We start from the raw sequence: 24,056 nt of genomic DNA, 5'->3' as shown, positions 1-24,056 counted from the left end.
CCCCTCGCGCGAGGAGAGGGCCAGGAGGCGCCGAAAGCGTGCCTCAGCGCAAGTTCTGCAGTGCGGCGATACGTTCTTCCAGCGGCGGATGGCTCATGAACAGCCGGCTCAGCCCGCCGCCACCGCTGATGCCGAAAGCGGCGAGCTGGCCGGGGAGGTCGTGCGGTTCCTGTGCCCGTTGGAGTGCGCGCAGAGCATCGATCATCTTGCCTCGACCAGCCAGGCGGGCACCGCCGGCATCAGCGCGGAACTCGCGCCAGCGCGAGAACCACATCACGATCATGGTGGCGAGGATCGACAGTACGATCTGCGCGATCATCTGGGTAATGTAATAAGCCGGGCCGTAACCGCCGCGCTCGTCCTCGGAGCGGAATAGCACACGATCGATCAGATGGCCGGCCACCGTGGCGAAGAAATATACGAAAGTGTTGACCACACCTTGGAGCAGGCCCATGGTCACCATGTCGCCGTTGGCGACGTGGCTCATTTCATGGCCGAGCACGGCTTCGACTTCGTCCGGGTTCATGTTCTGCAGCAGGCCGGTGCTGACCGCAACCAGCGAGCTGTTCTTGCTGGCTCCGGTGGCGAAGGCGTTTGGTTCGGGGGAGTCGAAGATGCCGACTTCTGGCATGCCGAGCCCGAGCTGCCGGGCCTGGCGGGCGACGGTATCGACCAGCCAGCTCTCGGTGCTGTTGGACGGCCGTTCGATGACGAAGACGCCCATGGACTGTTTCGCCATCCATTTGGACATCAGCAACGAAATGAAGGACCCGCTCATGCCCATGACGGCGGAGACCAACAGCAGGCTGTTGAGATCCAGGTTGACGCCTTGCTGCGCCAGCAACTGGCCCAGGCCGAGTACGTTGAAAACGATGCTGATCAGCACCAGCACGGCGGCGTTGGTCAGCAGGAACAAAAGGATGCGCATGGCGGGAATCCCCGTGGTTGGTTTGAGTGCTACCATAATTTGCGGCGCCCGCATGAAAAATCAAGCGGGCCCGATTTTCTTCCAACGGTGCTGTGACCTCAATTTCCATGAACGCGATTTCCAATTTGCACACTGCTGAACGGCTATTTTCCGGCCCGATAGCCGAAGAGTACGAAAAGCTCGCATTGATCTGTCCGGCTGCTGCGGACATGAGCCGGCGCGTAGGAGAGTTCGTGGGGGGCTGGCTGCGTGGGCGGGCAGTCCCGGACAATGTACTGGAACTTGGTTGCGGCACTGGCGTGACGACTGCGGCGTTGCTCGCGGCACTGGACAAGACCCCGCTGACGGCCGTCGATTCCGAGCCGTCCATGCTGGCGCAGGCGGGGGCGAATCTGGCGCCCTCGATCGAAGCGGGGCGCTTGCGGCTGGTCGAGAATGACGCCCTGTCTTTTCTCCGTGCCCAGGCCGAGGACAGTTTCGACGTCATCGCTTCCGCTTTTACCCTGCATAACTTCATGGACGGCTACCGAAGCGAAGTGCTGCGGGAAATCTTCCGCGTGCTCAAGCCCGGTGGGCTGTTCGTGAACGGCGACCGCTATGGGTTGGACGACACCCTGGAACACACCCGGCTCATCCAGGAAGAGGTCAAACAGTATTTCAAGGTATTCCGGGAACTGAACCGCATCGATCTGCTGGAGCATTGGATCGTCCATTTGTTCAGCGATGAATCGCCCGACCGCGTGATGCGGCTGGCTCCCGGCCTCGACGCAATGACGGCGATCGGCTTCCATCCGGTGACCGTGCACTATCGCCACGAGGTCAATGCCCTGGTGACGGGGGGCAAGCCCTGAGCGCTGCCAGAGGGTCCAAGCCCAGCAGGGTGGTCTACCGCTGCACTGGGTGTGGCCAGAGTCAGCCGAAATGGTCCGGTCAGTGCGGTGGCTGTGGACAGTGGAACACCCTGGTCGAGGAAATCGAAGCGCCGGCGGTCGGCCGGCGTCAGGTCGGCTACGCCGGCGTGGCGGAGGAAGGCACGCCAGTGTCATTGACCGAGGTGTCCCGCGAGGAGCTCTCGCGCGTCACCAGCGGCCTGGGCGAACTCGACCGGGTGCTCGGTGGCGGGGTGGTGCCGGGTTCGGCGATTCTGCTCGGCGGCGATCCGGGTATCGGCAAATCCACCTTGCTGCTGCAGACCCTGGCCTATCTGGGCAAGAGTGCCCGCACACTGTATGTGACCGGTGAGGAATCGCTCAGCCAGGTCAGTCTCCGGGCTCATCGCCTGGGACTGGACGGCCACGGCATTCAGGCATTGGCCGAGACCTCACTGGAACGCATCCTCGACACCGCGGGGCGGCACAAGCCAGAGGTGCTGGTGGTCGATTCGATCCAGACCGTATACAGCGAAGCCTTGCAGTCCGCCCCCGGTTCAGTGGGGCAGGTGCGGGAATGCGCGGCGCAACTGGTGCGTTATGCCAAGCAGAGTTCGACCACCGTGTTCCTGGTCGGCCACGTCACCAAGGAGGGGGCGCTGGCCGGTCCCCGGGTGCTGGAGCACATGGTCGATACCGTGCTGTATTTCGAGGGCGATGCGTCCAGCCGCTACCGGGTGGTGCGCTCGTTCAAGAACCGCTTCGGCGCGGTCAACGAACTGGGCGTCTTCGCCATGACGGAGACCGGTCTCAAGGAAGTACGCAACCCTTCGGCCATATTCCTGTCGCGGGGTGACGAAGACATGCCGGGCAGCATCGTGACCGTGACCCGCGAGGGCAGCCGGCCTTTGCTGGTCGAAGTCCAGGCACTGGTTGACGAATCCCATCTGCAGGCCCCGCGACGGCTGGTGGTGGGCATGGAAATGAACCGGCTGGCGATGCTGCTGGCCGTGTTGCACCGCCACGGAGGCGTGCCGGTCGCAGCGCAGGACGTGTTCGTCAACCTGGTCGGCGGCGTTCGCCTTACCGAGACCGCCGGCGACCTCGCCGTGGCCTGTGCCGTGGTCTCCAGTTTCCGCGACCGCCCCGTGCCCGGCGATTGGGTCATCTTCGGCGAACTCGGTCTCAATGGCGAAATTCGCCCCGTCCCCAACGGCGAAGAGCGACTGCGCGAAGCCGCCAAGCACGGCTTCAAGTACGCCCTGGTGCCGGCCAAAAACGCGCCGAAGCACGGTGTGTCGGGCATTTCCATCATCCCCGCGAAAAATCTGCGGGAAGCGATCGGCTCGCTTTGACGGTCGGTGCCCGCCGAAGGGCGCCTTTTACCGAGGATTTTCCCGAAAATGCGCAATCGTCCAGCTCGGATTGCGCTTTTGTCCAAGAAACCGACGGGGTGTTCGGTCAGAATCCACGCATTCCCTTGACTGCGTGAGTGTCATACATTGAAAACTGCAGCATCCACCGCCCCACTGCCGCCGTTCAATGCGCAGATCGCAAGGCCCGAGCGGTCGTCTCGGCGCAATTCCGATCCTCCGTTATCACGAGTCGTCCGCGATTACATTCATGCCCGCCGCAACAAGGTGCGCTACGAGCGGCTGCGCCAGGCAGAAAGCCAATTGCTGCGCTGCGCCGAGCTGTTGGGTGACCGGCCGGTCAGTGCTTACCGGACGGATGACATCCGCTCACTGGTGGACGAACTGCGCAGGGAATGTGCCCTGTCGGCCTCCACGGTCAACGGCTATCTCGCGACGCTCTCGGCGTCGTTCAACTGGGCCATCGCCGAGCGGCGCTATGGAATCGAACGGAATCCTTGCAACGGCTGCCGGCTTCCCGACGAGAGTGTTGCCGGCGAACTGCGCCAGCAGCGGAATGAGCGGGCCTTCACCCCGCAACAACTGAAAACTTTTTTCGAGTCAGAAGTCTCCCGGAAAGGGGTCGATACGGTTTACAAATACTGGATTCCACTGATCCAGCTCTATAGCGGCGCCCGGATCGGGGAAATCTGCCGCCTTAGGCCGGAAGACGTCGTGGAACTTCCAGGCGGTATCCCCGCGCTGCGGCTGGTCGCCGCGAATGCCAGGGTGCCGGCAATGCGTAAGCTGCGCTTCGTCCCGTTACATCCCCGGCTGATCGCTCTGGGTCTGCTCGCACACGCCAAGGACCAGTGCGGTTGCGATACGCTTTGGCCCGGTTTGAATGTCCCCCGCCTGGGTAGCAAGGGACAGAACCTTGGAATGTGGCTCAACCGTCACCTGAATAAACTGGGCCTGAAGCAGAAGGGGCGGCGTTCGGATGTCTTCCGGGCTACCTTCGAAGCCTGTTTGAAGCAAACGGGTGTTCCGGAGGTCTACCGCCAGGCCCTTTTGGGGCTGAGTGCCGGATGCGGTTACTTAAGGCCTCTTTGGGATACCCAGCCAGACGTACTTCTGTCCCAACTTGCCCGCCTCGACTACGGTATCGAACACGCGGCTCCTCCGCCACTCAAGGGAAATTGAACCGTAGGTCACTGCTCGTTTCCTGCTTTCGGCCCACCTGATGCGCGTTACGGTGCAGTCGTGTCCGCTGCCGGCCTAGCCCGCAGATAACGGATGATTACGTCGGCAATATGGTTGCGCTCGGCTTCGGGCAATGCCGCATTCAGTGGCGGCATCGTCGTGCCAGCGTGCATCTTCTGAGGTTCGATGATCCAGGTTTTCAGGGCCTGATCACTGAGCAAAGCTGAGACTTCGCGCAAGTCGCCGGCAAATTTCCCGCCGCCGATGCCGGCTACCCGGTGGCAGGTGAGGCAGTACTTCCGGGCCTGATCGAAACCCTCGGCGGCCAGGGGATCGGTGTCCTGCGGACGCGCCGCGGCATAGTCGGCGGGCGTAGCGAGGTCGATCCGCACCACTTGGTAGGGCCAGCCATAGGCGCCTTGGGCACGAGCGGCCGAATCGTGCAGGTTGTCCCAGACGAGGTAGTACGGCCCCAATGGCACGCCGGTTTCATGCTGGTCGGGATTGTCGACCTTAAACGGCTTGCCGTCGGCCCGGCCGACAACGAGCCAGGCGGAGCCGGAGAGAAAACGTCCCGACTCGGTGCCGGAGCGGTAGCCGTCGCGGCCGTAAAACACGACCTCGGTGCCCGGAACTTTCCAGCGTTCCCCAAACAGCCGGTCCAATAATTCCGCCATACCGAATCCGCGGTAGCTGACCCGGAGTTGGTGTCCCGGACTGGAAACGTGGGGCTCGATCACTTCCACGGTCCGGGCCGGAATCCCTGTCTCGGCTTCCAGTCGGTCCGGCGGCGGGAGTTCAACGGCCAATACGGGCTGCGCCATGACTGCCAAAGCCGCCCCGATCGTGGTATGGAGAACAGCCCTCGCCGCGGAGGGCCGGAGGGTCGCGCTCCCGCCGCTGGGTTGGGATATACTCATGCCGGTACCACCAGCACCGGAATGGGCGTTTTGCGCAAGACGCCCTCGCAACTGCTTCCGATGATGAGCCGGGCCAACAGTCCTTTTCCATGGGAGCCGAGCACGATTATGTCGGCCTGCAGCCGTTCGGCTTCATCGAGAATCGTAGCCACGGTCGGCCCTTGGACCATCAGGCCGGTGCAGCGGAACCCCTCCGTCCGCAAGGCTTTGGCCGTTTCCTGCACCCGCTGATGCCAAATTTTGTAGGTTTCGGCGGCCAGATCGCGCATGACCAGAGGGTCAGCATCGTAGCCGACGAAATCCGGCTCCGGTTCGGCAACGTGCAGCAGCCAGATCTCGGCGGAGAACGCCTTGGCCAGGAGTTTGGCCTGATCCAGTACCTTATCGGTGATTTCGGAGAAATCGATCGCAACCAGCAGCTTCATGAGTGGTCAGCCTGTTCGATGGGCGAGTGGTCGTAGATCCGGTGACGGGTCGCGGACATTATTGGGCGGGATTCGCTACCCTGTAAACCGGCGTCGTCGTTCCGACGCGAGTTTAGCGGAAGGCAGTGCCGCGCCAACCGGAAAAAAGCGCCATCCCTGGCCGAACATCCCTCGCTATGGAATGCCAGGAAACCATGTCCTGAAGATGGGAGATGATGGACGCGCTGAGGCCGGCAAAGGGTCGGCGCCGGCCTCGGCGTCGGCAGGAGGCAAGCAGGATCGATGCCACAGGTCAGGAAGGCGGAAAACCAAAGCGTCACGACCGGCAGGCGGGTAGCGGTCCACGGAGTCGGTGTCGCTCCAGCACGACCACTAGTGCGAAAATCAGGAGCAAGAGGGCATTGTCGAAGCTGAATTCGGCCCAGAACGGCAACGCGGGCATCCACTCGGTCAATTGCCAGATGGTCACGGCGAGCAGAGGATAGCCAACGATGCGCTTCAGGTCATAGCGGACCGGATAAAAGCGTCGACCCAGAACGTAGGACAGCAAAGCCATGCTGCCGTAACAGGCGAGCGTCGCCCAGGCCGCGCCCATGTAGCCGAGCCGTGGTATCCAATGGACGTTGAGCGCCAGCGTGACCGCCGCTCCCCAGACGGTCAGGTAGGTACCGAAGCGCGTCTGCTCGGTCAGTTTGTACCAGATGGAAAAATTGAAAAAAACGCCCAGCCAGAGGTTGGCCATCAGCAGGATGGGGACGACACCGATGCCGGTGCGGTACTTCGCTCCGACGAAATACTGGATCCAGCCGAGGTTCAGCATCACCCCCAGGAAGATGAAGGAACAGGCGATGACGAACCAGTTCGTGGTCTGCGCATAGAGTTCCCGGGCTTCCTGTTGCCGGTAATACGAGAAGAAAAACGGCTCGGCCGCATAACGGAACGCCTGGATGAAAAGGCTCATGAGGACGGCGATCTTGTAACAGGCGCCGTAGATGCCGAGCTGTTCCATGGCGATATCCGGCGGCAGCAGATACTTCAGCAGCACGCGGTCCAGGGTCTCGTTGACCATGCCTGCGAGGCCGGCGACCAGCAGCGGCAGGGCATAGGCCAGCATCCGTCGCCACAGCGCGACATCGAAGCGCAGCTTCGCCGTGGCCAACTCGGGGACCAGCAGCAGGAGGGTCAGGCCGCTGGCAATCAGATTGGCGATGAACACATAGCCGATGCCGATGGCCGGATCGTAGAGTTCTGCCGCCCACGCCAGCCAACCGGCCGTTCCACTGTCATACGCCCATTTGCACAAGCCGATGAAGAAGATATTGGCAACGATGGTGACCAGGATGTTCGTGGTCTTGAGCAATGCGAAGCGCTGGGCTTTCTGCTGTTCCCTCAGCTTGGCGAACGGGATGGCGGCAAGCGTGTCCAGAGCGATGATCCAAGCCACCCAACGCACGTAGTCGGCGCGGTCGGGGTACCGGAGCAGGCCGGCGAGGGTGTCGGCCTGCCACAACACTGCCGCCAGGTACAGCGCCGTCGAGAGCAGCAGGGACAGCAGCGCGGTGCCGTACACCGTGGCTTTGTCGTCTGATTTCGCGGAGAAGTTGAACAGGGCGGTCTCCATGCCGTAGGTCAGGACGATGTTCAGAAACGACGTATAGGCATAGAACTCGGTGATGACGCCGAATTCCGCCGGATCGGTGAACTGATAGGTGTACAGCGGAACCAGGAAGTAATTGAGCAGCCTGCCGATGATGGTGCTGAGGCCGTAGATCGCCGTCTGGCCTGCCAGCTTCTTGAGCGGATTCATGAGCGGAAATAGCGGCGCAAAGCGCCCATGCTACCACTGCGGCAGGGCACAACAGTACCCGATCGGTGTGCGCTGGCGGGCCGGCCGATTTGTGTCTTGGCTGACCGCCAGTGCCGCCGGATGGTATGATCCGAATTGCGCAAAAGGACCGGTCACACACCCAGCCATCGGTATCGGACCGGGCGCTTCGACGGCCCGGACAGATTCCGCCAATTGTTTCACTCTCACGATCGACTTCACGTCCTGATGACAGCGGGTGCCTGCACTGAACAGGCCGTTGCGCCAGGCGGCCCCGCCCGCTCCCATCACATGGGGCGCAAGGAGGGGCGCCCCCGGGTTCACCGCGGCGGTCCGGCCGCCTATGCGGTGAGCCCGGAAGCGCTGGCCAAAGCGTGACCGGCGGTAGGCGGTACTGGACGGGCCTCCGCGGCATGGCGAAACCGGAAGCGATACATGGCCAAAGGCAAACAGAACAACAACGGCGCCAACCTCGGCTTCGAGGCCGAGCTTTTCAAAGCCGCCGATAAGCTGCGCGGCAACATGGAACCCAGCGACTACAAGCACGTCGTGCTGGGCTTGATCTTCCTGAAGTACATCTCCGACGCCTTCGAGGCCAAGCACCAGGCGCTCTTGGCCGAAGACCCGCTTGCTGCCGAAGACAGGGACGAATACCTTGCCGACAATGTCTTCTGGGTGCCCAAGGAGGCGCGCTGGTCGCATCTGCAAGCCCATGCCAAGCGGCCCGAGATCGGCAGCCTGATCGATGAGGCGATGCGCGCCATCGAGAAGGACAACGAATCGTTGAAAGGCGTGCTGCCCAAGGACTACGCGCGGCCCGCGCTCAACAAAGTGATGCTGGGCGAGCTGATCGACTTGATCTCCGGCATGGGTTTACACCCCTCGCCCTCTGGGAGAGGGACAGGGGGTCAGGGAAAGTCCTACGACATCCTCGGGCGCGTGTACGAATACTTCCTCGGCCAGTTCGCCGGGGCCGAAGGCAAGCGCGGCGGCGAGTTCTACACACCGCGTTCCGTGGTGCGCGTCCTGGTGGAAATGCTCGAACCCTACTGCGGCCGCGTCTATGACCCCTGCTGCGGCTCCGGCGGCATGTTCGTGCAATCGGAAAAGTTCGTGCAGGAACACGGCGGGCGCATCGGCGACATCGCCATCTATGGGCAGGAGAGCAACTACACCACCTGGCGGCTCGCCAAGATGAACCTCGCCGTGCGCGGCATCGACGCCGACATTCGCTGGAACAACGAAGGCAGCTTCCACAAGGACGAACTGCGCGACCTCAAGGCCGACTACATCCTCGCCAATCCCCCGTTCAACATCTCCGACTGGGGCGGCGAGCGTCTGCGCGAGGATGTGCGCTGGAAGTTCGGCGCGCCGCCCGTGAGCAACGCCAACTACGCGTGGCTGCAACACATCTACTGGCATCTGGCCCCCTTTGGGGTGGCGGGCGTGGTGCTGGCCAATGGCTCGATGAGCTCCAACCAAAGCGGCGAAGGCGAGATTCGCAAAGCCATGCTGGAAGCCGACGTGGTGGACTGCATGGTGGCGCTGCCCGGGCAGCTGTTCTACTCCACCCAGATTCCCGCCTGCCTGTGGTTTTTGGCGCGCAACAAAAACCCCGGCAAGGGCTGGCGCGACCGCAGGGGCCAAGTGCTCTTTATCGACGCGCGCAACATGGGCGTGATGGTGGACCGCACCCGGCGCGAACTCACCGATGAAGAGATCAAAAAGATCGCCGACACCTACCACGCCTGGCGCGGCGAACCCCAACCGGGAGAGGGGGCAGGGCTGAGAAATACATCCCCTCTCCCTTTGGGAGAGGGTTAGGGGTGAGGGCAAAAAAGCCACTACCCGCAACGTTGCTGCAACACGCGCGTGAATTGCGTCAGCGGCAAACAGATGCCGAAACATGCCTGTGGGCGCTCCTACGCGACCGGCGTTTGGCGGACTGCAAGTTCCGTCGCCAACACCCCCTCGGCAACTACATTCTCGATTTCTACTGCCACGAGAAAAAGCTCGCGATTGAGCTGGACGGTGGTCAACATAATGCACCTGCCGCGCAGATTTATGACGAGCGCCGAAGCGCGTTCCTCAAAGACCAAGGCATTCATGTTCTGCGTTTCTGGAACGACCAGGTACTCCAACAAACCGAAGCGGTGCTGGAACAAATTTGGTTCGCACTGACGGCTGTTCATTCGCCTGACTCCCTCACCCCCAACCCTCTCCCGGTGGGAGAGGGGGGTATCAAGACATCCCGGGCTTTTGCAAATCCGTCACCCTGGAGGAGATCCGCAAGCACGGCTACGTGCTGACGCCGGGGCGCTATGTCGGTGCGGCGCAGCAGGAAGACGATGGCGAGCCCTTCGCCGAGAAAATGGCGCGGTTATCTGCCCAGTGGCGCGAGCTGCGCGAGGAAGCAGCGCGGCTGGATGTGGCGATCGAGGCCAACCTGAAGGAGCTGGGGTTTTGACTGTGCTATTTACATGAATGCAGAAAAACGTTAACAACGCCAGCGGCTATTCACGCTAACGAAAACAAGGAAAAAGCATGTTGCGCGGTTCCACGGGCAGCTACCAGATCACCGCCATCGCTGGCGAACGGGTCGCGGCCTTCGTGCCGCACCCCCTGCCACCGGAGCCGCCGCTGCAATTCGACGCCCCGCGCCATCGACGGCTTGCAGCGCCTTGGCATCGTGCGCGAGATCACCGGCAAAAAGCGCGAGCGCGTCTTTGCCTACCAGGCGTATCTCGACCTCATCAATGAAGGGACGCAGGCAGGATGATTTCGGCAATGGTGGCGCGGCACGGTGGAAGGCACGGGGTTGCACGATGGGATGGGGCGAATGAAGAGGACCTGAAGGGGTGCGGGTATGGCGGGTGAGTGGATTGAGACGACGATCGGCGATATCGCCGACGTGTACGGAGGTAGCACGCCTTCAACGAGGGATCCCGAGAACTTTGACGGAGACGTGCCTTGGCTCACGCCCAAGGACCTCTCTGTACCACACCCACGCTACGTGAGACGGGGCGAGCGGAATCTCTCGCAGAAAGGGCTGCGGAGTTGTTCCGCCCAGTTGCTGCCTACGAACACCGTCCTCTTGTCGAGTCGCGCTCCTATCGGATACGTCGCGATTGCAGCAAATCCAATCGCCACGAACCAAGGTTTTCGAAGCCTACTTGTCAAGCCCGAACATGACCACGAGTTCGTGTACTACTGGCTTGTGGCCAACGTCGAAGAGCTAGAGCGCCACGCCAGCGGATCGACGTTCAAGGAGATATCCGGTACCTCTCTGAAGAGGATCCGAGTGCGAATTCCAGCGCGCCGCGAGGACCAACGCGCCATCGCCCATATCCTCGGCACGCTGGACGACAAGATCGAAAACCTGCGCCGCCAGAACGAAACGCTGGAGGCGATGGCGCGCGCCTTGTTCAAGGCGTGGTTCGTGGACTTCGAGCCGGTGCGCGCCAAAATCGAAGGCCGCTGGCAGCGCGGCCAATCGCTCCCTGGCCTGCCCGCTCACCTCTACGACCTCTTCCCCGACCGCCTCGTCGATTCGGAATTGGGCGAGATTCCGGAGGGGTGGCGTCATTCGACGATCGGCGAAGAAGTGACGGTCTGCGGCGGATCCACGCCCAGCACCAAGGAACCGGAGTTTTGGGAAGGTGGGCAACACTGCTGGGCAACGCCCAAGGACCTGTCCGCCCTGAAGTTTCCCGTTTTGCTGGACACGGATCGAAAGATTACGGACGCCGGTCTTGCAAAGATCAGTTCTGGCCTCTTGCCTGTCGGCACGGTGTTGCTCTCTTCGCGGGCACCAATCGGCTATTTGGCGATTACCGAGGTTCCTACGGCAATCAACCAAGGCTTCATCGCGATGAAATGTGACGGCGTTTTGCCAAATGTCTTTGTGCTGCTGTGGTGCAGAGAAAGCATGGATGCCATCGTCGGCAACGCCAACGGCTCGACGTTCCAGGAAATCAGCAAGAGCAACTTCCGACCACTTCGCATCATAGTTCCTCCCGACCCGGTGCTGAAAACCTTCACAAGGTCGGCTGCTTTCCCTTATCGACAGCTAGCGGCAAACGAACGTGAATCCCGCACCCTCGCCCAACTGCGCGACACCCTGCTGCCCAAGCTGATCTCCGGCGAGCTGCGCGTGCGCGATGCCGAGGCGTTTTTGAAGGAGCACGGGCTATGAGACCGAAATCGGAAATCATCATCTATGAAGGCAGTGAGGCCCGCGTTGAAGTGCGCGTCGCGCAAGAGAATGTCTGGTTGAACTTGCAGCAGTTGGCCGACCTGTTCGGGCGGGACAAGTCGGTGATCTCGCGCCACCTGCGCAACGTCTTTGCCAGCGGCGAGCTGGAGCGTGAGGCAACCGTTGCAAAAAATGCAACAGTTCAACGTGAGGGCGAGCGCGAGGTGGTACGCGAGATCGAGTATTACAACCTCGACGCCATCATCTCGGTCGGCTACCGCGTCAACTCCACCCGCGCCACGCGCTTCCGCCAATGGGCCACGCGCGTATTGCGCGAGCACCTGACCCGCGGCTACTCGCTCGACCGCCAGCGCTTCGAGCAAAACGCCGCCGAGCTGGAAGCCGCGCTGGCGCTGGTGAAAAAGGCTGCGGCAGGCGAGGCGCTCACGGCCGAGCAGGGGCGCGGGCAATGAACCATGTGTCCGGTACGCGCCAGCGTCGCAGCATTCGGCTCAAGGATTACGACTACAGTCAGGCCGGGGCGTATTTCGTGACGATGTGTACGCAGAACCGGGCCTGTTTGTTCGGTGACGTCATCGATGGCGCAATGCGGGTGAATGATGCTGGGCGGATGGTGCAAACGGTTTGGGACGAGTTGCCCCTTCATTATGTCGGCGTGGAATTGGATACGTTTGTGGTCATGCCAAATCATGTTCACGGCATCATCGTTCTCGTAGGGGCAGGCCCCCGTGCCTGCCCAAAATCGGGGCGACCACAGGGGGCCGCCCCTACGTTGTCGCTACCGGATGTGGTGCATCGTTTCAAAACGCTGACCACAAAACGGTACACCGATGGGGTAAAAACAGGTGGATGGCCGCCGTTCCACGGGCGGGTCTGGCAGCGCAACTACTACGAACACATCATCCGCGACGAAGTCAGCTTACATCGCATCCGGGAATACATCGCCAACAATCCTCAGCAATGGGCATTGGATCGTGAGAATCCAGCGAATCAAATGCGGGGAGAACCGTAATGGCCTTTTTGTCCGAAGCCGAGATCGAACAAGCCCTCCTGACCCAGTTGGGCGGGCTGGGCTACACCGTTGCGTCTGACGAGGTCATCGGCCCGGACGGCAGCGCGCCCGAACGCGACAGCCACGATGTCGTGGTGCTGCGCAAGCGGCTGGAAGAGGCCGTGCTGCGGCTCAACCCGAACCTGCCGCCGAAAGCGCGGGCGGATGCCATCGCCAAGCTGACCCAATCCGTATTTCCCGCCCTGCTCGAAGAAAACCGCCGCATTCACCGCCTGCTGACCGAAGGCGTGGATGTGGAGTACGACGCGGACGACGGCACGCTGACGGCAGGCAAGGTGCGGCTGATCGACTTCGAGCGCCCGGAGAACAACGATTGGCTGGCGGTGAGGCAGTTTACGGTGATCAACGGCCAGAACAACCGGCGGCCCGATGTGGTGGTGTTCGTCAATGGCTTGCCGCTGGCGGTGATCGAGCTCAAAGCGCCGGGTAGCGCGGGCGCGCATCTGGCAGGTGCGTTTAACCAGTTGCAGACCTACAAGCAGCAGATTCCGGCGCTGTTTGCCACCAACGCGTTGCTGATCACCTCGGACGGTATTTCCGCCCGGGTGGGTTCACTTTCGGCCGACCTGGAGCGCTTCATGCCGTGGCGCACCACCGACGGAAAGGAGATTGCCCCGAAGGGCGCGCCGGAACTGCCAACGTTGATCGAGGGGGTGTTCGAACAGCGCCGACTGCTCGATCTGCTGCGCGACTTCACGGTGTTTGCCGAGACCGGCGCGGGGCTTGTCAAGATCATCGCCGGCTACCACCAGTTCCATGCGGTGAAGAAGGCCATGGAGCAAACGCTGCGCGCGCTGCCGCCGCAAAACGTGGTGCGTGAGGACCCGGCGCGTTACGGCCTGCCTTCGGTGCGCGACCAAAAGCCGGGCGACCGGCGGGTGGGCGTGATCTGGCATACGCAAGGTTCCGGCAAGAGCCTGTTGATGGCCTTCTACGCCGGCCTCTTGGTCAAGCATCCGGCGTTGGAGAACCCGACCCTGGTTGTACTCACCGATCGCAACGATCTGGACGACCAGCTCTTCGCCACCTTCTCCATGTGCCGCGACCTGATCCGGCAGACGCCGGTGCAGGCGGAAAGCCGCGAGCATTTGCAGGCGCTGCTCAACCGGGCCGCGGGTGGGGTGATTTTCACCACCTTGCAGAAATTTGCCCTCACCCCTAGCCCCTCTCCCATAGGGAGAGGGAGCAGGCGGCGGTTAGCTCCTCTCGCGGGAGAGGGGAACAGGTGGCGCTCACCACCCGGCGCAACGTCGTCGTCATCGCCGATGAGGCACACCGCAGCCAGTACGGTTTCAAGGCCAAGGTGAATGCTGCGAACGGTGAAATCTCCTACGGCTTTGCCAAGTATCTGCGCGATGCCCTGCCGAACGCCTCCTTCATCGGCTTTACCGGCACGCCCATCGAGGCTCTTGATGTCAACACCCCGGCGGTGTTCGGCCACTACATCGACATCTACGACATCAGCCGCGCGGTGGAAGATGGCGCGACGGTGCCCATCTACTACGAATCGCGCCTGGCGCGCATCGAGCTTTCCGAGGACGAAAAGCCGAAAATCGACGCCGAGATCGAGGAGATTCTGGAAGACGAGGAAGAACCCTCCCGCGAGCGCGCCAAGCAGAAGTGGGCCACCGTGGAGGCGCTGGTTGGTGCGGACAAGCGCTTGAAGTTGGTCGCCCAGGACATCGTGCAACACTTCGAGGCGCGCATGGCGGCCCTGGATGGCAAGGCGATGATCGTCTGCATGAGCCGTCGCATCTGCGTAGCCCTCTATAACGAAATCGTCAGACTGCGCCCCGGGTGGCACAGCGAGGATGACAACGCGGGCGCGGTCAAGATTGTCATGACGGGTGCCGCGAGCGACCCACCCGAGTGGCAGTCGCACATCGGCAACAAGGCGCGGCGCGAACTCTTGGCCCGCCGTGCCCGCGATCCGAGCGACCCCTTGAAGCTGGTGATCGTGCGCGACATGTGGCTCACCGGCTTTGACGCCCCTTGCATGCACACGATGTACGTCGACAAACCAATGCGCGGCCACGGCCTGATGCAGGCCATTGCGCGCGTCAACCGCGTGTTTCGCGACAAGCCCGCGGGGTTGATCGTCGATTACATCGGTATCGCGCAAAACCTCAAGAACGCGCTGGCGCAGTATTCACCCCGCGACCGCGAGCAAACCGGCATCGACGAGGCCGAGGCCATTGCGGTGATGCTGGAGAAGTACGAGGTCGTGCGCGATATGTTCCACGGCTTCGACTACCGCGCCGGTCTTGCTGGTTCGCCCCAGGAGCGGCTGGCGATGATGGCTGGCGCCATCGAGTGGATTCTGGACCAGCAGCAGCAATGGGCGGCGCGGGAGTCCACCGCGGAAGGCAAGAAGGCCGCGCACCGACGCTTTTCTGACGCGGTGCTCGCCTTGTCCAAGGCGTTTGCCCTGGCATCGGCTTCGGATGAGGCGCGCGCCATCCGGGAGGAAGTCGGTTTCTTCCAGGCGATCCGCGCCGCGCTCATCAAGAGCAGCACAAGTGCTGCGGTGACCCGGCAAGAGCGCGAGTGGGCGATCCAACAGATCGTCAGCCGTGCGGTGGTCTCCACCGAGATCGTGGACATTCTCAAGGCGGCTGGACTCAAGAGCCCCGACATTTCCATTCTCTCGGACGAGTTCCTCGCCGAAGTCGAGCAGATGGAGAAGAAGAACCTGGCGCTGGAAGCCTTGAAGAAGCTGATTCATGACAGCATTCGCTCGCGCGCCAAAGCCAACGTCGTGGAAACCCGCGCGTTCTCGGAACGATTGGAAGACGCCGTGGCGCGCTACCACGCCAATGCCATCACCACCGCCGAGGTGCTGCAGGAGCTGATCCAGCTCGCCCGCGACATCCGCGCGGCCCGCCAGCGTGGCGAGGAGCAAGGATTATCGGACGAGGAGATTGCCTTCTACGACGCCCTGGCCGAGAACGAGTCCGCCGTGCAGGTCATGGGCGACGACAAGCTGCGCGTGATCGCCCATGAGCTGCTGGTGTCCTTGCGCGAAAACGTCACCGTGGACTGGGCACACCGCGCATCGGCGCGCGCCCGCATGCGGGTGCTGGTCAAACGCATCCTGCGCAAATACGGCTACCCGCCCGATCTGCAGGACGCCGCGGTGCAAACGGTGCTCGCGCAGGCGGAGGCATTGTCTGCGCAATGGAGCGTTGCGGGCGGCTGAGATCGAGCCCTTTCGGGGGCGTCACGGGGTAACGGTTTTCGTTTTGCTGAAACGGTGCCGTCCCTCCTCTCACCCCGGCAGGCGACCTTTTGGGAGTTGCGATGACACTGGAAGTGCATTACGGATCACCTCGAGCGAAGCCGTGAAGCGCTCGCATACGCGATCGATGGCGGGCATCCGCCGTGGCAATCCTGGATTCTGGAAGCTATCGGACTGGTTCGGCCGGCGGCATCTCGACGCATGTCCCGTCACGGTTGGGTGGCCGCGTCTGAGCCGTTACGGCGATCCATGACCGGTTCCGGCGTCCAGCGGACGACTATATTCACCCCTTCCGGACAGCCGGCGAACTCAGAAGCCAGCCACCGGCTGCCGCCGATCGCGGCGATCCTGCCGTCGATGCAGACGATGGGCTGACGGTCACGCAGCCACGGCGGCAGCCCGGCTTCCTGGAACAGTTTCTTGAGTTCATGGTGTCCCTTGCGGCCCGCCGGTTCGAGCCTGTCGCCCGCCCGCCGGTAACGCACGGTGATGCACCCGCTCCGCCATTTGTCCGGATCGATGCCAGGGCCGGGTCGCAGCGCAGCATCGAGGCCGCCGTTACCGGCCAGCGTGAGGGGAGTCTCTCCGCTCCAAGCGGCCGTCCAGGAGGCGTCGAAGTCCGCTGCCAGAGGAAGCAGATAGAGGCGATGGCGATAGCGCCTCACCGTGCCTTCGGTCCAAGCGATCGCCGGTGCGTGCTCTGCGGCCGTTTCGATGAGTTCCCGCCGTATCCGATCCAGCAGTTTCGCCGGGGGGACTCGCAGACCCCGCTTACGTATCCAGCGGCGTAGCAGCAGCCGTTGTTCGTCCGGATGCAGCCTTTGCACGGCTCCGACGTCAAGGCTACCGGGTTCGTCCGCGGCCGTCGCGGTCGCCAGCAGGATGTCCGCTTGTTTGTCCAGGAGTCCGGCGGCTTCGGCACAGTGGCCGGCGCTGCGGGCGAGATTGGCCGCGACGGCCGGCCAGCGCACGGCGAGCTCCGGCATGATCCGGCGGCGGATGAAATTGCGGTCGTAGTGTTCGTCCCGGTTGCTGGGGTCTTCGATCCAGCGCAAGCTTTTGTTCCGGGCGTAAGCCAAAATGTCTCGGCGGCCGTAGCGGAGCAGGGGACGATGCAGGATGCCGGGACCGAAAGGGGCTGCCTTCGGCATGGCGGCGAGCCCGGCCAGCCCTGCGCCGCGCAGCAGTTGCAGCAGCAGCGTTTCGGCCTGGTCGTCGAGATGCTGTGCCGTCACGAGGATATCCCCGGGATTCAGCAAGGCCTCGAGTGACCGGTAGCGGGCATTGCGCGCCGCCGCTTCGGGGCTCTCGCCGGGGCCGGGGCGGCCGTCGACCCGGAGGATGTCCAGAGCGACGCCGTACTCCTTGGCGACCGCTGCGCAATGCCGGGACCAGGCGTCAGCGGCCGGCAGGATTCCGTGATGAACGTGGACGGCGCTGAGCCTGATGCCGGAGACGCGGCGCACTTCGCACATCAGATCGAGCAGGACGGCGGAATCCAGCCCACCGCTGAAAGCCACCCTATAGGTCGTGCCGGGGTGGAGACCGGCGCGGAAACCGTCGAGGCTCAATCTCACCCGATTCGCCCCGTCCCGGCGGATTTTCCTCAGGTGGCGGGCTCTTCGTAAACGCCGTAGCCCATGAGGCGCTCGTAGCGCATGGCCAGGAGTTCGTCCAGCGGCATGGCGGCGAGTTCGTCGAGATTACGCTTGAGTTCAGTTTTCAGGTTGTCGGCCATCCGCTCCCGGTCGCGATGGGCACCTCCCAGGGGCTCGGGCACGATTGAATCAATCAGCCCCAGTTCCATCAGGCGCTCGGAAGTGATGCCCATGGCTTCCGCGGCCAGCTCGGCCTTGTCCGCGCTCTTCCACAAGATGGAAGCGCAACCTTCGGGCGAGATGACGGAATAGGTGCTGTACTGGAGCATCAGCAGGCGGTCACCGACGCCGATGGCCAAAGCCCCCCCCGAGCCGCCTTCGCCGATCACCACACAGACGATCGGGGTCTGCAACTGTGCCATTTCGAACAGATTGCGGGCGATCGCCTCGCTCTGTCCGCGTTCTTCGGCGTTGATGCCAGGATAGGCGCCGGGGGTGTCGATGAGGCAGACGATGGGCAGTTGGAAGCGTTCGGCGAGCCGCATCAGCCGCAGCGCCTTGCGATACCCTTCCGGCCTCGGCATGCCGAAATTCCGGTAGATCTTTTCCTTGGTATCGCGTCCTTTCTGGTGTCCGATGACCAGCACGGCGGTGCCATCCAACCGGGCCAACCCGCCGATGATGGCGGGGTCATCGGCGAAGGCACGGTCTCCGTGCAGTTCGTGGAATTCCTGGAAGATCAGGTCGATGTAATCGCGGCTGTGCGGCCTTTGCGGATGCCGGGAAATCTGGGAAATCTGCCAGGCACTGAGTGAGGAAAAAACCGACTCGGTGAGCTTGCGGCTTTTTTCTTCGAGCTTGGAGATTTCCTCGGATATATTGATTTCGTTGTCGAAGCCAACGTGTCTGAGTTCTTCGATCTTGGCTTCCAGCTCGGCGATCGGCTGTTCGAAATCCAGGAATTTCAGATCCATTCGTGTGTTGTCAATGGGGCGGGAATGACGTGACTGGCTAGTTTAACACTTCGGTCAGGAAATTCTGCATCGCCTGCCAGGAGCGCCGGTCGGCCGTGGGGTCGTAAACGGTGCCGAAACCACGGTCGTTGGCCAAGGGGTTGGTGAAGGCGTGGAGGGTGTGGCCGTACATGTGGATTTGCCAGTCGGCACCGGCCTCGGTCAGCTCGCGGCCCAGGGCGATGGCCTGTTCCGGCGGCGCCATGGGATCCTCGTAACCGTGCAGCACCAGCACCTTGGCGCGGATTTTCCGACCCACCGTGTTACCCGGCGGAATGAACAGGCCGTGGAAGCTGATCGCCCCCCGGAGATCGGCCCCGGTCCGGGCGAGATCGAGGACGCACAAGCCGCCGAAGCAGAATCCCATCGCCGCGATGCGTCCGGGATCGACTTCGGAAAGCGATCGCACGGTGTCCAGTGCCGCGGTCATCCTGGACTGCAGGAGTCCCCGGTCCGCCATGAACGGCGCCATGAGCTGGGCGTTCTGCTCCGGCCCGCTGCCCAATACCCCTTTGCCGTACATGTCCAGAGCGAATGCGGCATAGCCCAATTCCGCCAGCCGCCTGGCCTTGTCGCACACGAAAGCGTCGCGCCCGCCCCAGGCGTGGGAGACGAGAACGCCGGGACGGGGCAGAGGAAACTTGTCGTCCCAGGCGAAATAGCCCGATAGCAGCGTATCGGCATGGTGATAATCGATTTCGCGTGTCTGCACAGCCATGGATGCGTTTCTCGTTCTGATCGGCCAGGGGCCGTGATTTTCTCCGGCTTTCCAGCGTCCCGCAAGCTGGCCCGACGGGGTGATACAATGCGCGGCCAGTGTGTTCCGTGGAGTTGCATCCTATGACTTCCGATCGTTTCAACCGGGCGCTGCAGGCGATCGATGCCGCCAATGCCGAGGATCCGAATCGCGAGGAGTGGGAAGGGGCATTGCATCCCAAGGAGCTGCTCTATGGCCGGCGGATGACCGGATGCCTCGAGCGGCTTTGTCCCGCTGCATCCGAAGCTCTGCGATTGGCCGCGCGGGGACAGCACATCAGGCGCTGGGAGATTCCGCGCAGCGACTATCCTGCCACCCGCGAAGGCTATCTGCGTTGGCGGACCCGCCTGTACGGATTTCATGGTGACCAGCTCGGACTCATCATGGCCATGGCCGGTTACGACGAAGATTCGATCCGGCGGACGAAACGGCTGCTGAGCAAGCGGGATCTGCGGACCGACCCGGAATCGCAAACACTCGAGGACACGGCTTGCCTGGTTTTCCTGGAGTACTATTTCGCCCCTTTCGCCGCCGGTCAGGACGAATCCAAGCTCGTCGACATCGTCCGCAAAACTTGGAGGAAGATGTCGGACGCGGCCCGGGTCCGCGCGCTGGAACTCGCTCTTCCGGGGCATCTCGGCGCCGTCGTGGCCAAGGCGCTGGAGACCGTGGCCCCTTGAGTCCGGGTCTTTCGGGGACGGGGCGATGATGCGGCAAGGGTCGCTCACCCGCTATGCGTGGCTGTCGATCTTCGTGGCGATCCTCACCATGGCGGTCAAGGCAGTCGCCTATCGGATCACGGGTTCGGTGGGGCTGCTGTCGGATGCCCTGGAGTCGATAGTCAATCTATCGGCCGCGATCGTGGCGCTGGCGATGCTGAGGTTGTCGGCGCAGCCGGCGGACGCGCAGCATCACTTCGGGCACGGCAAGGCGGAGTACTTCGCCAGCGGATTCGAAGGCGTACTGATCATGGTGGCGGCCGGCGCGATTCTATTCGCGGCCTGGGACCGCTATCTGCATCCCCGTGAACTGGCGGCGCTCGATCTCGGCCTGGGGCTGTCGGTCGCAGCAGCGGCGCTCAATGGTCTGGTCGGCTGGCTGTTGGTTTCGGTGGGACGGAAAGCCGGCTCCATCGTCCTGGAAGCGGACGGAAAGCATCTGCTAACCGACGTCTGGACTTCGATCGGGGTCGTTTGTGGCGTGGCCGCCGCCGGGCTCACCGGCTGGCACGATTTCGACCCAGGGGTCGCCGCGCTGGTGGGCTTGAACATCGTGTGGACCGGTGCGGGCCTCATCCGCCGCACCATTGCCGGCTTGCTCGATGCGTCGCTTCCGGCGGAAGAACACTTGAAGATACGAGGTGTTCTCGAGGCATTCCGCGAGCGTGGCGTCGGCTTCCACGACTTGAGAACCCGCCAGTCTGGAGCGCATCGCTTCATGAGCGTACATATCCTGGTGCCCGGAGCCTGGACGGTACAGGCGGCGCACGATCTGGCAGAGGAGATCGAGGCCAACCTTGGGCGCGCGCTGGCGAATTTGACCGTCGTGACCCACATCGAACCGATCGAAGATCCTGCGTCCTTTGGCCATCACGAGCCATTTCCCGAGACCGCTCCGGAAATTCTGGATCCGTGCTCCGCGCGGTTGGCTACCCGCTCGCGGAAGCCGCGTCGGCTTCTGTTCACCTTGGTGTCGGGAATCCTCTTGCTCGTCGGCGGCATCTCCAGTATGGCGGTATCTGGCCTCTGGCTCGACCTTTCGCTCGCCTCGGCTCTGTTCGGTTTAGTCCTGATTCTGGTGGCATGGCGGGGTGCCCGGCGCCGAAAGGGTGGCGTCAGTAGCCGAAGACATCCTTCCTGAAACTGCGCTGCCAGGCTCGGGCGTGGTTTGCCTCTTGCCTGCGGTCGCCGTGAGGTGGCGTCTCACCGGACGATCGGATCGTGAGCTGCCGTTCGTCTGGCGAGTAACCGTACACGCCAGTGATGGAAATGGCCTGGTCGGATGCGACGAAGCTGTAGCAGTGGTTGATCAGCAAGGGTTCCGCCGGCGGTTCGCCGGCAAGCGAGGCAACGATGGCAGCCGCACACACCTTCGCCTGGGAGTTGGCTGAGAAAGCCGATTTGGGCATGGGGCCCGGCTGGCAGGCATCGCCGATGACATGGACCGCCGGATCATAGACCGATGCGAAGCTCAACGGGTCGACCGGGCACCAGCCGGAAGAGTCCGTCAGCCCCGACTGGTCCGCCAAAAGCCCGGCCTTCTGGGGTGGGATGACGTTGAGCACGTCGGCCCGGAAGGTGTCGAATTCGGTCTCCACGGTCCGCGCGGCGGCATCGACCCGCTCCAGCCGCCCCTGTTTTTCCGAGGAAATCCATTCCACCATGTCGCCATACAGTTCGCGCCAAGCCTGTTCGAACGCTGGCTGCTTGGAAAAGCGGGTCTTGGCGTCCAGGATCAGGACCTTTGACCGAGGTTTGTGCTTTTTCAAATAACAGGCGATCAGCGAGGCGCGTTCATAAGGACCTGGCGGGCAGCGGTAGGGATTGGGCGGCGCGGTGATCAGCACCAGCCCACCGTCGGGCATGGAGCGAATCTGCCTGGCGAGCAGCGCGGTCTGAGGGCCCGCCTTCCAGGCATGGGGAGCGATACGGCTCGCCGCTTCGTCATAGCCTTCTATCGCATCCCAGCGAAAGTCGATGCCAGGGGAGAGGACCAGGCGGTCGTAGGGAACTTCGGCGCCGTCCTGCAGTACGACTTGCCGCCGCGACCGTTCCAGGCGGGCGACCTTGGCCGTCACCTTCCTTATATCCAGCTCCTGCTGCAACCAATCATAAGAACGCACGAGTGCTTCTCCGTCTCCGAGGCCGGCGATCGTTTCGTTCGATCCGGGACAGGAAAGATAGGCGTCCTGCGGCTCGATCAGCGTGACCGTCAGATCGGGATTCATCCGCTTCAGATAGCGGGCTGCCGTGGCGCCGCCATAGCCGCCGCCAACGATCACGACGCGCCCGCCGGAGCCGCTGGCGCGAAGATATCTGCCAGAAGCGCAGGCACCCAATCCCCAACCCAAGCTGCAGGTTGCCAACTGGCGCAGGAATCGGCGCCTGGGAATCATGGCTTCTTTCCCAGAAAGGCGGCGATCCTTTCGATTTCATCGTCCGTGAGCCCGGCAGCGATGCGGTTCATGACCGTGCCCGATCGTTTGCCCTCACGATACTCCCGTAATACGGACGCAATGTCCTTAGCGTCGAAGCGGCGTAATGATGCCGGTTCGGTAATCTGCTTCTCTTCCTCGGCATGGCAGCCGAGACAACCCAGTGCAGCCAAAACCGTATCCAGCTTTTCGGCGCGGGCGGGGAAACAGAGAGCGAGAACGATCATGCCAAGGTAGGCGGCTCTGGAAAACGATAGCACGTCACGAGGGATGTTCAGCGGCTGTGTCACGGGAGTGTCCTGCAAGGATCGGCTCCCCCGATTTTATCAAGCATGCCGATTCGACCAAGCCTGGATTTTATAGGGATGCGCCACGGCAAAATTTACATATGTAATTGATTTATATGAAACATGGCCTGCGTCAAAATGTCGCATATTTTTCTTGACAGTATGATGAAGGGTGATAGACTCCCCATACCCGAGGGACCGGAACCGCCTCTGTTGCTGGACCAATCGAATGCCAGTCAGAGGCAGAAATGATAAGGAATTAAGAGAAGTAGGGTGTCGGCGCCGAACGCCGGCTCCTTTCAACCATCACTATTAGGAGGATCAAACAATGGCAGCAACAACTTTGGGTGGTGCAGCCGCGGCCGAAGCGCCGCTGCTGGACAAAAAGTGGCTCACGTTTGCGCTGGCGATCTACACCGTGTTCTACATATGGGTGCGCTGGTACGAAGGTGTTTACGGCTGGTCCGCCGGTCTGGACTCGTTCGCACCGGAGTTTGAAACCTACTGGATGAACTTCCTGTACACCGAGATCGTCCTGGAGATCGTGACGGCTTCGATCCTGTGGGGTTATCTCTGGAAGACTCGCGACCGCAACCTGGCCGCGCTGACCCCGCGTGAAGAGCTGCGCCGCAACTTCACCCACCTGACCTGGCTGGTGGCCTACGCCTGGGCCCTCTACTGGGGCGCTTCCTACTTCACCGAGCAGGACGGCACCTGGCATCAGACGATCGTGCGCGACACCGACTTCACGCCGTCGCACATCATCGAGTTCTATCTGAGCTACCCGATCTACATCATCACCGGTTTTGCGGCGTTCATCTACGCCAAGACGCGTCTGCCGTTCTTTGCGAAGGGCATTTCGCTGCCGTACCTGGTGCTGGTGGTGGGTCCGTTCATGATTCTGCCGAACGTGGGTCTAAACGAGTGGGGCCACACCTTCTGGTTCATGGAAGAGCTGTTCGTGGCGCCGCTGCACTACGGCTTCGTGATCTTCGGCTGGCTGGCGCTGGCCGTCATGGGCACCCTGACCCAGACCTTCTACAGCTTTGCCCAGGGCGGACTGGGACAATCCCTGTGTGAAGCCGTGGACGAAGGCTTGATCGCGAAATAAGGAACTTCGCAGGCCGGCGGGCCGGTGGGGGTGCTGGCGCACAGACCCCGGGCCGGACCGGCGGCCGGAAAGGACTCGCGGCGACGGG

General features: G+C 62.5%; 22 protein-coding genes and 2 pseudogenes. 15 read left to right on the top strand and 9 right to left on the bottom strand.

Going from position 1 to position 24,056, the window contains the following annotated elements; genetic code table 11:
- Window positions 1-43: 43 nt before the first annotated feature.
- A complete protein-coding gene (gene htpX, locus N4J17_RS14445; RefSeq protein WP_198322646.1) occupies window positions 44-928 on the bottom strand; it encodes a protease HtpX in 885 nt (294 codons plus the stop codon).
- A 107-nt stretch (window positions 929-1,035) separates the two neighbouring features.
- On the opposite strand from htpX, the gene N4J17_RS14440 reads away from it, so the two are divergent.
- The 3 genes from N4J17_RS14440 to N4J17_RS14430 all read left to right on the top strand — a co-directional run bounded on the left by N4J17_RS14440 (window position 1,036) and on the right by N4J17_RS14430 (window position 4,352).
- Window positions 1,036-1,779, top strand: coding sequence for a class I SAM-dependent methyltransferase (locus N4J17_RS14440; protein WP_198322647.1), 744 nt, complete (start codon window positions 1,036-1,038; stop codon window positions 1,777-1,779).
- A gap of 29 nt (window positions 1,780-1,808) precedes the next feature.
- Entirely contained in the window at window positions 1,809-3,152 is a 1,344-nt protein-coding gene (radA, locus tag N4J17_RS14435; RefSeq protein WP_198322648.1) for a DNA repair protein RadA, read from the top strand.
- Window positions 3,153-3,299: 147 nt separating this feature from the next.
- Window positions 3,300-4,352 (top strand): integrase, encoded by a 1,053-nt coding sequence (locus N4J17_RS14430; RefSeq protein WP_232470399.1) that lies wholly within the window; start codon window positions 3,300-3,302, stop codon window positions 4,350-4,352.
- Between the two features lie 47 nt (window positions 4,353-4,399).
- Here N4J17_RS14430 and N4J17_RS14425 read toward each other — a convergent pair whose 3' ends face one another.
- From N4J17_RS14425 to N4J17_RS14415, 3 genes are all read right to left on the bottom strand, one after another.
- Window positions 4,400-5,272, bottom strand: coding sequence for a c-type cytochrome (locus N4J17_RS14425; protein ID WP_232470400.1), 873 nt, complete (start codon window positions 5,270-5,272; stop codon window positions 4,400-4,402).
- The gene (locus tag N4J17_RS14420) at window positions 5,269-5,697 is read right to left on the bottom strand and encodes a universal stress protein (RefSeq protein ID WP_198322649.1); all 429 of its coding nucleotides are present in this window, start codon (window positions 5,695-5,697) and stop codon (window positions 5,269-5,271) included. The genes N4J17_RS14425 and N4J17_RS14420 overlap by 4 nt, the downstream gene beginning before the upstream one ends.
- 316 nt (window positions 5,698-6,013) lie before the next feature.
- Window positions 6,014-7,504 (bottom strand): polysaccharide biosynthesis C-terminal domain-containing protein, encoded by a 1,491-nt coding sequence (locus N4J17_RS14415; RefSeq protein WP_198322650.1) that lies wholly within the window; start codon window positions 7,502-7,504, stop codon window positions 6,014-6,016.
- 453 nt (window positions 7,505-7,957) lie between these two features.
- Between N4J17_RS14415 and N4J17_RS14410 the strand changes: the two genes are divergently transcribed.
- The 9 genes and pseudogenes from N4J17_RS14410 to N4J17_RS14370 all read left to right on the top strand — a co-directional run bounded on the left by N4J17_RS14410 (window position 7,958) and on the right by N4J17_RS14370 (window position 16,009).
- Window positions 7,958-9,346: a type I restriction-modification system subunit M gene (locus N4J17_RS14410; protein WP_232470401.1), complete on the top strand. Its 1,389-nt coding sequence runs from the start codon at window positions 7,958-7,960 to the stop codon at window positions 9,344-9,346.
- A 2-nt stretch (window positions 9,347-9,348) separates the two neighbouring features.
- Window positions 9,349-9,642 (top strand): annotated as a pseudogene (locus N4J17_RS14405) (endonuclease domain-containing protein); the annotation flags it as partial.
- A 128-nt stretch (window positions 9,643-9,770) separates the two neighbouring features.
- A pseudogene (locus N4J17_RS14400) lies at window positions 9,771-9,821 on the top strand (hypothetical protein); the annotation flags it as partial.
- 3 nt (window positions 9,822-9,824) lie between these two features.
- The gene (locus N4J17_RS14395; RefSeq protein WP_232470402.1) at window positions 9,825-9,989 is read left to right on the top strand and encodes a hypothetical protein; all 165 of its coding nucleotides are present in this window, start codon (window positions 9,825-9,827) and stop codon (window positions 9,987-9,989) included.
- Between the two features lie 399 nt (window positions 9,990-10,388).
- A complete protein-coding gene (locus tag N4J17_RS14390; protein WP_198322652.1) occupies window positions 10,389-11,717 on the top strand; it encodes a restriction endonuclease subunit S in 1,329 nt (442 codons plus the stop codon).
- Entirely contained in the window at window positions 11,714-12,190 is a 477-nt protein-coding gene (locus tag N4J17_RS14385) for a virulence RhuM family protein (protein WP_198322653.1), read from the top strand. The genes N4J17_RS14390 and N4J17_RS14385 overlap by 4 nt, the downstream gene beginning before the upstream one ends.
- Window positions 12,187-12,750 carry a transposase gene (locus N4J17_RS14380; RefSeq protein WP_198322654.1) on the top strand — a complete coding sequence of 188 codons (564 nt, stop codon included), beginning with the start codon at window positions 12,187-12,189 and terminating at the stop codon, window positions 12,748-12,750. Before N4J17_RS14385 ends, N4J17_RS14380 begins: the two co-directional genes overlap by 4 nt.
- A complete protein-coding gene (locus N4J17_RS14375) occupies window positions 12,750-14,117 on the top strand; it encodes a type I restriction endonuclease subunit R (protein ID WP_198322655.1) in 1,368 nt (455 codons plus the stop codon). Before N4J17_RS14380 ends, N4J17_RS14375 begins: the two co-directional genes overlap by 1 nt.
- The gene (locus N4J17_RS14370) at window positions 14,036-16,009 is read left to right on the top strand and encodes a type I restriction endonuclease subunit R (RefSeq protein WP_277458303.1); all 1,974 of its coding nucleotides are present in this window, start codon (window positions 14,036-14,038) and stop codon (window positions 16,007-16,009) included. Before N4J17_RS14375 ends, N4J17_RS14370 begins: the two co-directional genes overlap by 82 nt.
- A gap of 248 nt (window positions 16,010-16,257) precedes the next feature.
- Here N4J17_RS14370 and tilS read toward each other — a convergent pair whose 3' ends face one another.
- The 3 genes from tilS to N4J17_RS14355 are packed head-to-tail and all read right to left on the bottom strand — an operon-like array spanning window position 16,258 to window position 19,377.
- A complete protein-coding gene (tilS, locus tag N4J17_RS14365) occupies window positions 16,258-17,625 on the bottom strand; it encodes a tRNA lysidine(34) synthetase TilS (RefSeq protein ID WP_198322656.1) in 1,368 nt (455 codons plus the stop codon).
- Window positions 17,626-17,654: 29 nt separating this feature from the next.
- Entirely contained in the window at window positions 17,655-18,620 is a 966-nt protein-coding gene (locus N4J17_RS14360) for an acetyl-CoA carboxylase carboxyltransferase subunit alpha (protein ID WP_198322657.1), read from the bottom strand.
- Window positions 18,621-18,657: 37 nt separating this feature from the next.
- The gene (locus N4J17_RS14355; protein WP_198322658.1) at window positions 18,658-19,377 is read right to left on the bottom strand and encodes a dienelactone hydrolase family protein; all 720 of its coding nucleotides are present in this window, start codon (window positions 19,375-19,377) and stop codon (window positions 18,658-18,660) included.
- 122 nt (window positions 19,378-19,499) lie between these two features.
- Between N4J17_RS14355 and N4J17_RS14350 the strand changes: the two genes are divergently transcribed.
- A complete protein-coding gene (locus tag N4J17_RS14350; RefSeq protein ID WP_198322659.1) occupies window positions 19,500-20,096 on the top strand; it encodes a DUF4202 domain-containing protein in 597 nt (198 codons plus the stop codon).
- Window positions 20,097-20,121: 25 nt separating this feature from the next.
- Window positions 20,122-21,276, top strand: coding sequence for a cation diffusion facilitator family transporter (locus N4J17_RS14345; protein ID WP_198322660.1), 1,155 nt, complete (start codon window positions 20,122-20,124; stop codon window positions 21,274-21,276).
- On the opposite strand, the gene N4J17_RS14340 is transcribed toward N4J17_RS14345, so the two are convergent.
- Window positions 21,251-22,531 (bottom strand): NAD(P)/FAD-dependent oxidoreductase, encoded by a 1,281-nt coding sequence (locus tag N4J17_RS14340; RefSeq protein ID WP_198322661.1) that lies wholly within the window; start codon window positions 22,529-22,531, stop codon window positions 21,251-21,253. The genes N4J17_RS14345 and N4J17_RS14340 overlap by 26 nt on opposite strands.
- Window positions 22,528-22,860, bottom strand: a complete 333-nt coding sequence (locus N4J17_RS14335; protein ID WP_277458304.1) for a c-type cytochrome — start codon at window positions 22,858-22,860, stop codon at window positions 22,528-22,530. Before N4J17_RS14335 ends, N4J17_RS14340 begins: the two co-directional genes overlap by 4 nt.
- Before the next feature lie 325 nt (window positions 22,861-23,185).
- Between N4J17_RS14335 and amoC the strand changes: the two genes are divergently transcribed.
- On the top strand, window positions 23,186-23,968 hold the full coding sequence (amoC, locus tag N4J17_RS14330) for a bacterial ammonia monooxygenase, subunit AmoC (RefSeq protein ID WP_338457609.1): 783 nt from the start codon (window positions 23,186-23,188) through the stop codon (window positions 23,966-23,968).
- Window positions 23,969-24,056 lie beyond the last annotated feature (88 nt).

Source organism: Methylococcus capsulatus (assembly GCF_036864975.1).
GTDB lineage: Bacteria > Pseudomonadota > Gammaproteobacteria > Methylococcales > Methylococcaceae > Methylococcus.
This window is presented reverse-complemented; position numbering and strand designations above follow the sequence as displayed.

Bases quoted from the DNA above. Each gene is read 5' to 3' on its own strand.
- htpX (WP_198322646.1), bottom strand. From the start codon at position 928: ATGCGCATCCTTTTGTTCCTGCTGACCAACGCCGCCGTGCTGGTGCTG.
- N4J17_RS14440 (WP_198322647.1), top strand. From the start codon at position 1,036: ATGAACGCGATTTCCAATTTGCACACTGCTGAACGGCTATTTTCCGGC.
- N4J17_RS14425 (WP_232470400.1), bottom strand. From the start codon at position 5,272: ATGAGTATATCCCAACCCAGCGGCGGGAGCGCGACCCTCCGGCCCTCC.
- N4J17_RS14420 (WP_198322649.1), bottom strand. From the start codon at position 5,697: ATGAAGCTGCTGGTTGCGATCGATTTCTCCGAAATCACCGATAAGGTA.
- N4J17_RS14415 (WP_198322650.1), bottom strand. From the start codon at position 7,504: ATGAATCCGCTCAAGAAGCTGGCAGGCCAGACGGCGATCTACGGCCTC.
- N4J17_RS14410 (WP_232470401.1), top strand. From the start codon at position 7,958: ATGGCCAAAGGCAAACAGAACAACAACGGCGCCAACCTCGGCTTCGAG.
- N4J17_RS14390 (WP_198322652.1), top strand. From the start codon at position 10,389: ATGGCGGGTGAGTGGATTGAGACGACGATCGGCGATATCGCCGACGTG.
- N4J17_RS14385 (WP_198322653.1), top strand. From the start codon at position 11,714: ATGAGACCGAAATCGGAAATCATCATCTATGAAGGCAGTGAGGCCCGC.
- N4J17_RS14380 (WP_198322654.1), top strand. From the start codon at position 12,187: ATGAACCATGTGTCCGGTACGCGCCAGCGTCGCAGCATTCGGCTCAAG.
- N4J17_RS14375 (WP_198322655.1), top strand. From the start codon at position 12,750: ATGGCCTTTTTGTCCGAAGCCGAGATCGAACAAGCCCTCCTGACCCAG.
- N4J17_RS14360 (WP_198322657.1), bottom strand. From the start codon at position 18,620: ATGGATCTGAAATTCCTGGATTTCGAACAGCCGATCGCCGAGCTGGAA.
- N4J17_RS14355 (WP_198322658.1), bottom strand. From the start codon at position 19,377: ATGGCTGTGCAGACACGCGAAATCGATTATCACCATGCCGATACGCTG.
- N4J17_RS14350 (WP_198322659.1), top strand. From the start codon at position 19,500: ATGACTTCCGATCGTTTCAACCGGGCGCTGCAGGCGATCGATGCCGCC.
- N4J17_RS14345 (WP_198322660.1), top strand. From the start codon at position 20,122: ATGATGCGGCAAGGGTCGCTCACCCGCTATGCGTGGCTGTCGATCTTC.
- N4J17_RS14340 (WP_198322661.1), bottom strand. From the start codon at position 22,531: ATGATTCCCAGGCGCCGATTCCTGCGCCAGTTGGCAACCTGCAGCTTG.
- amoC (WP_338457609.1), top strand. From the start codon at position 23,186: ATGGCAGCAACAACTTTGGGTGGTGCAGCCGCGGCCGAAGCGCCGCTG.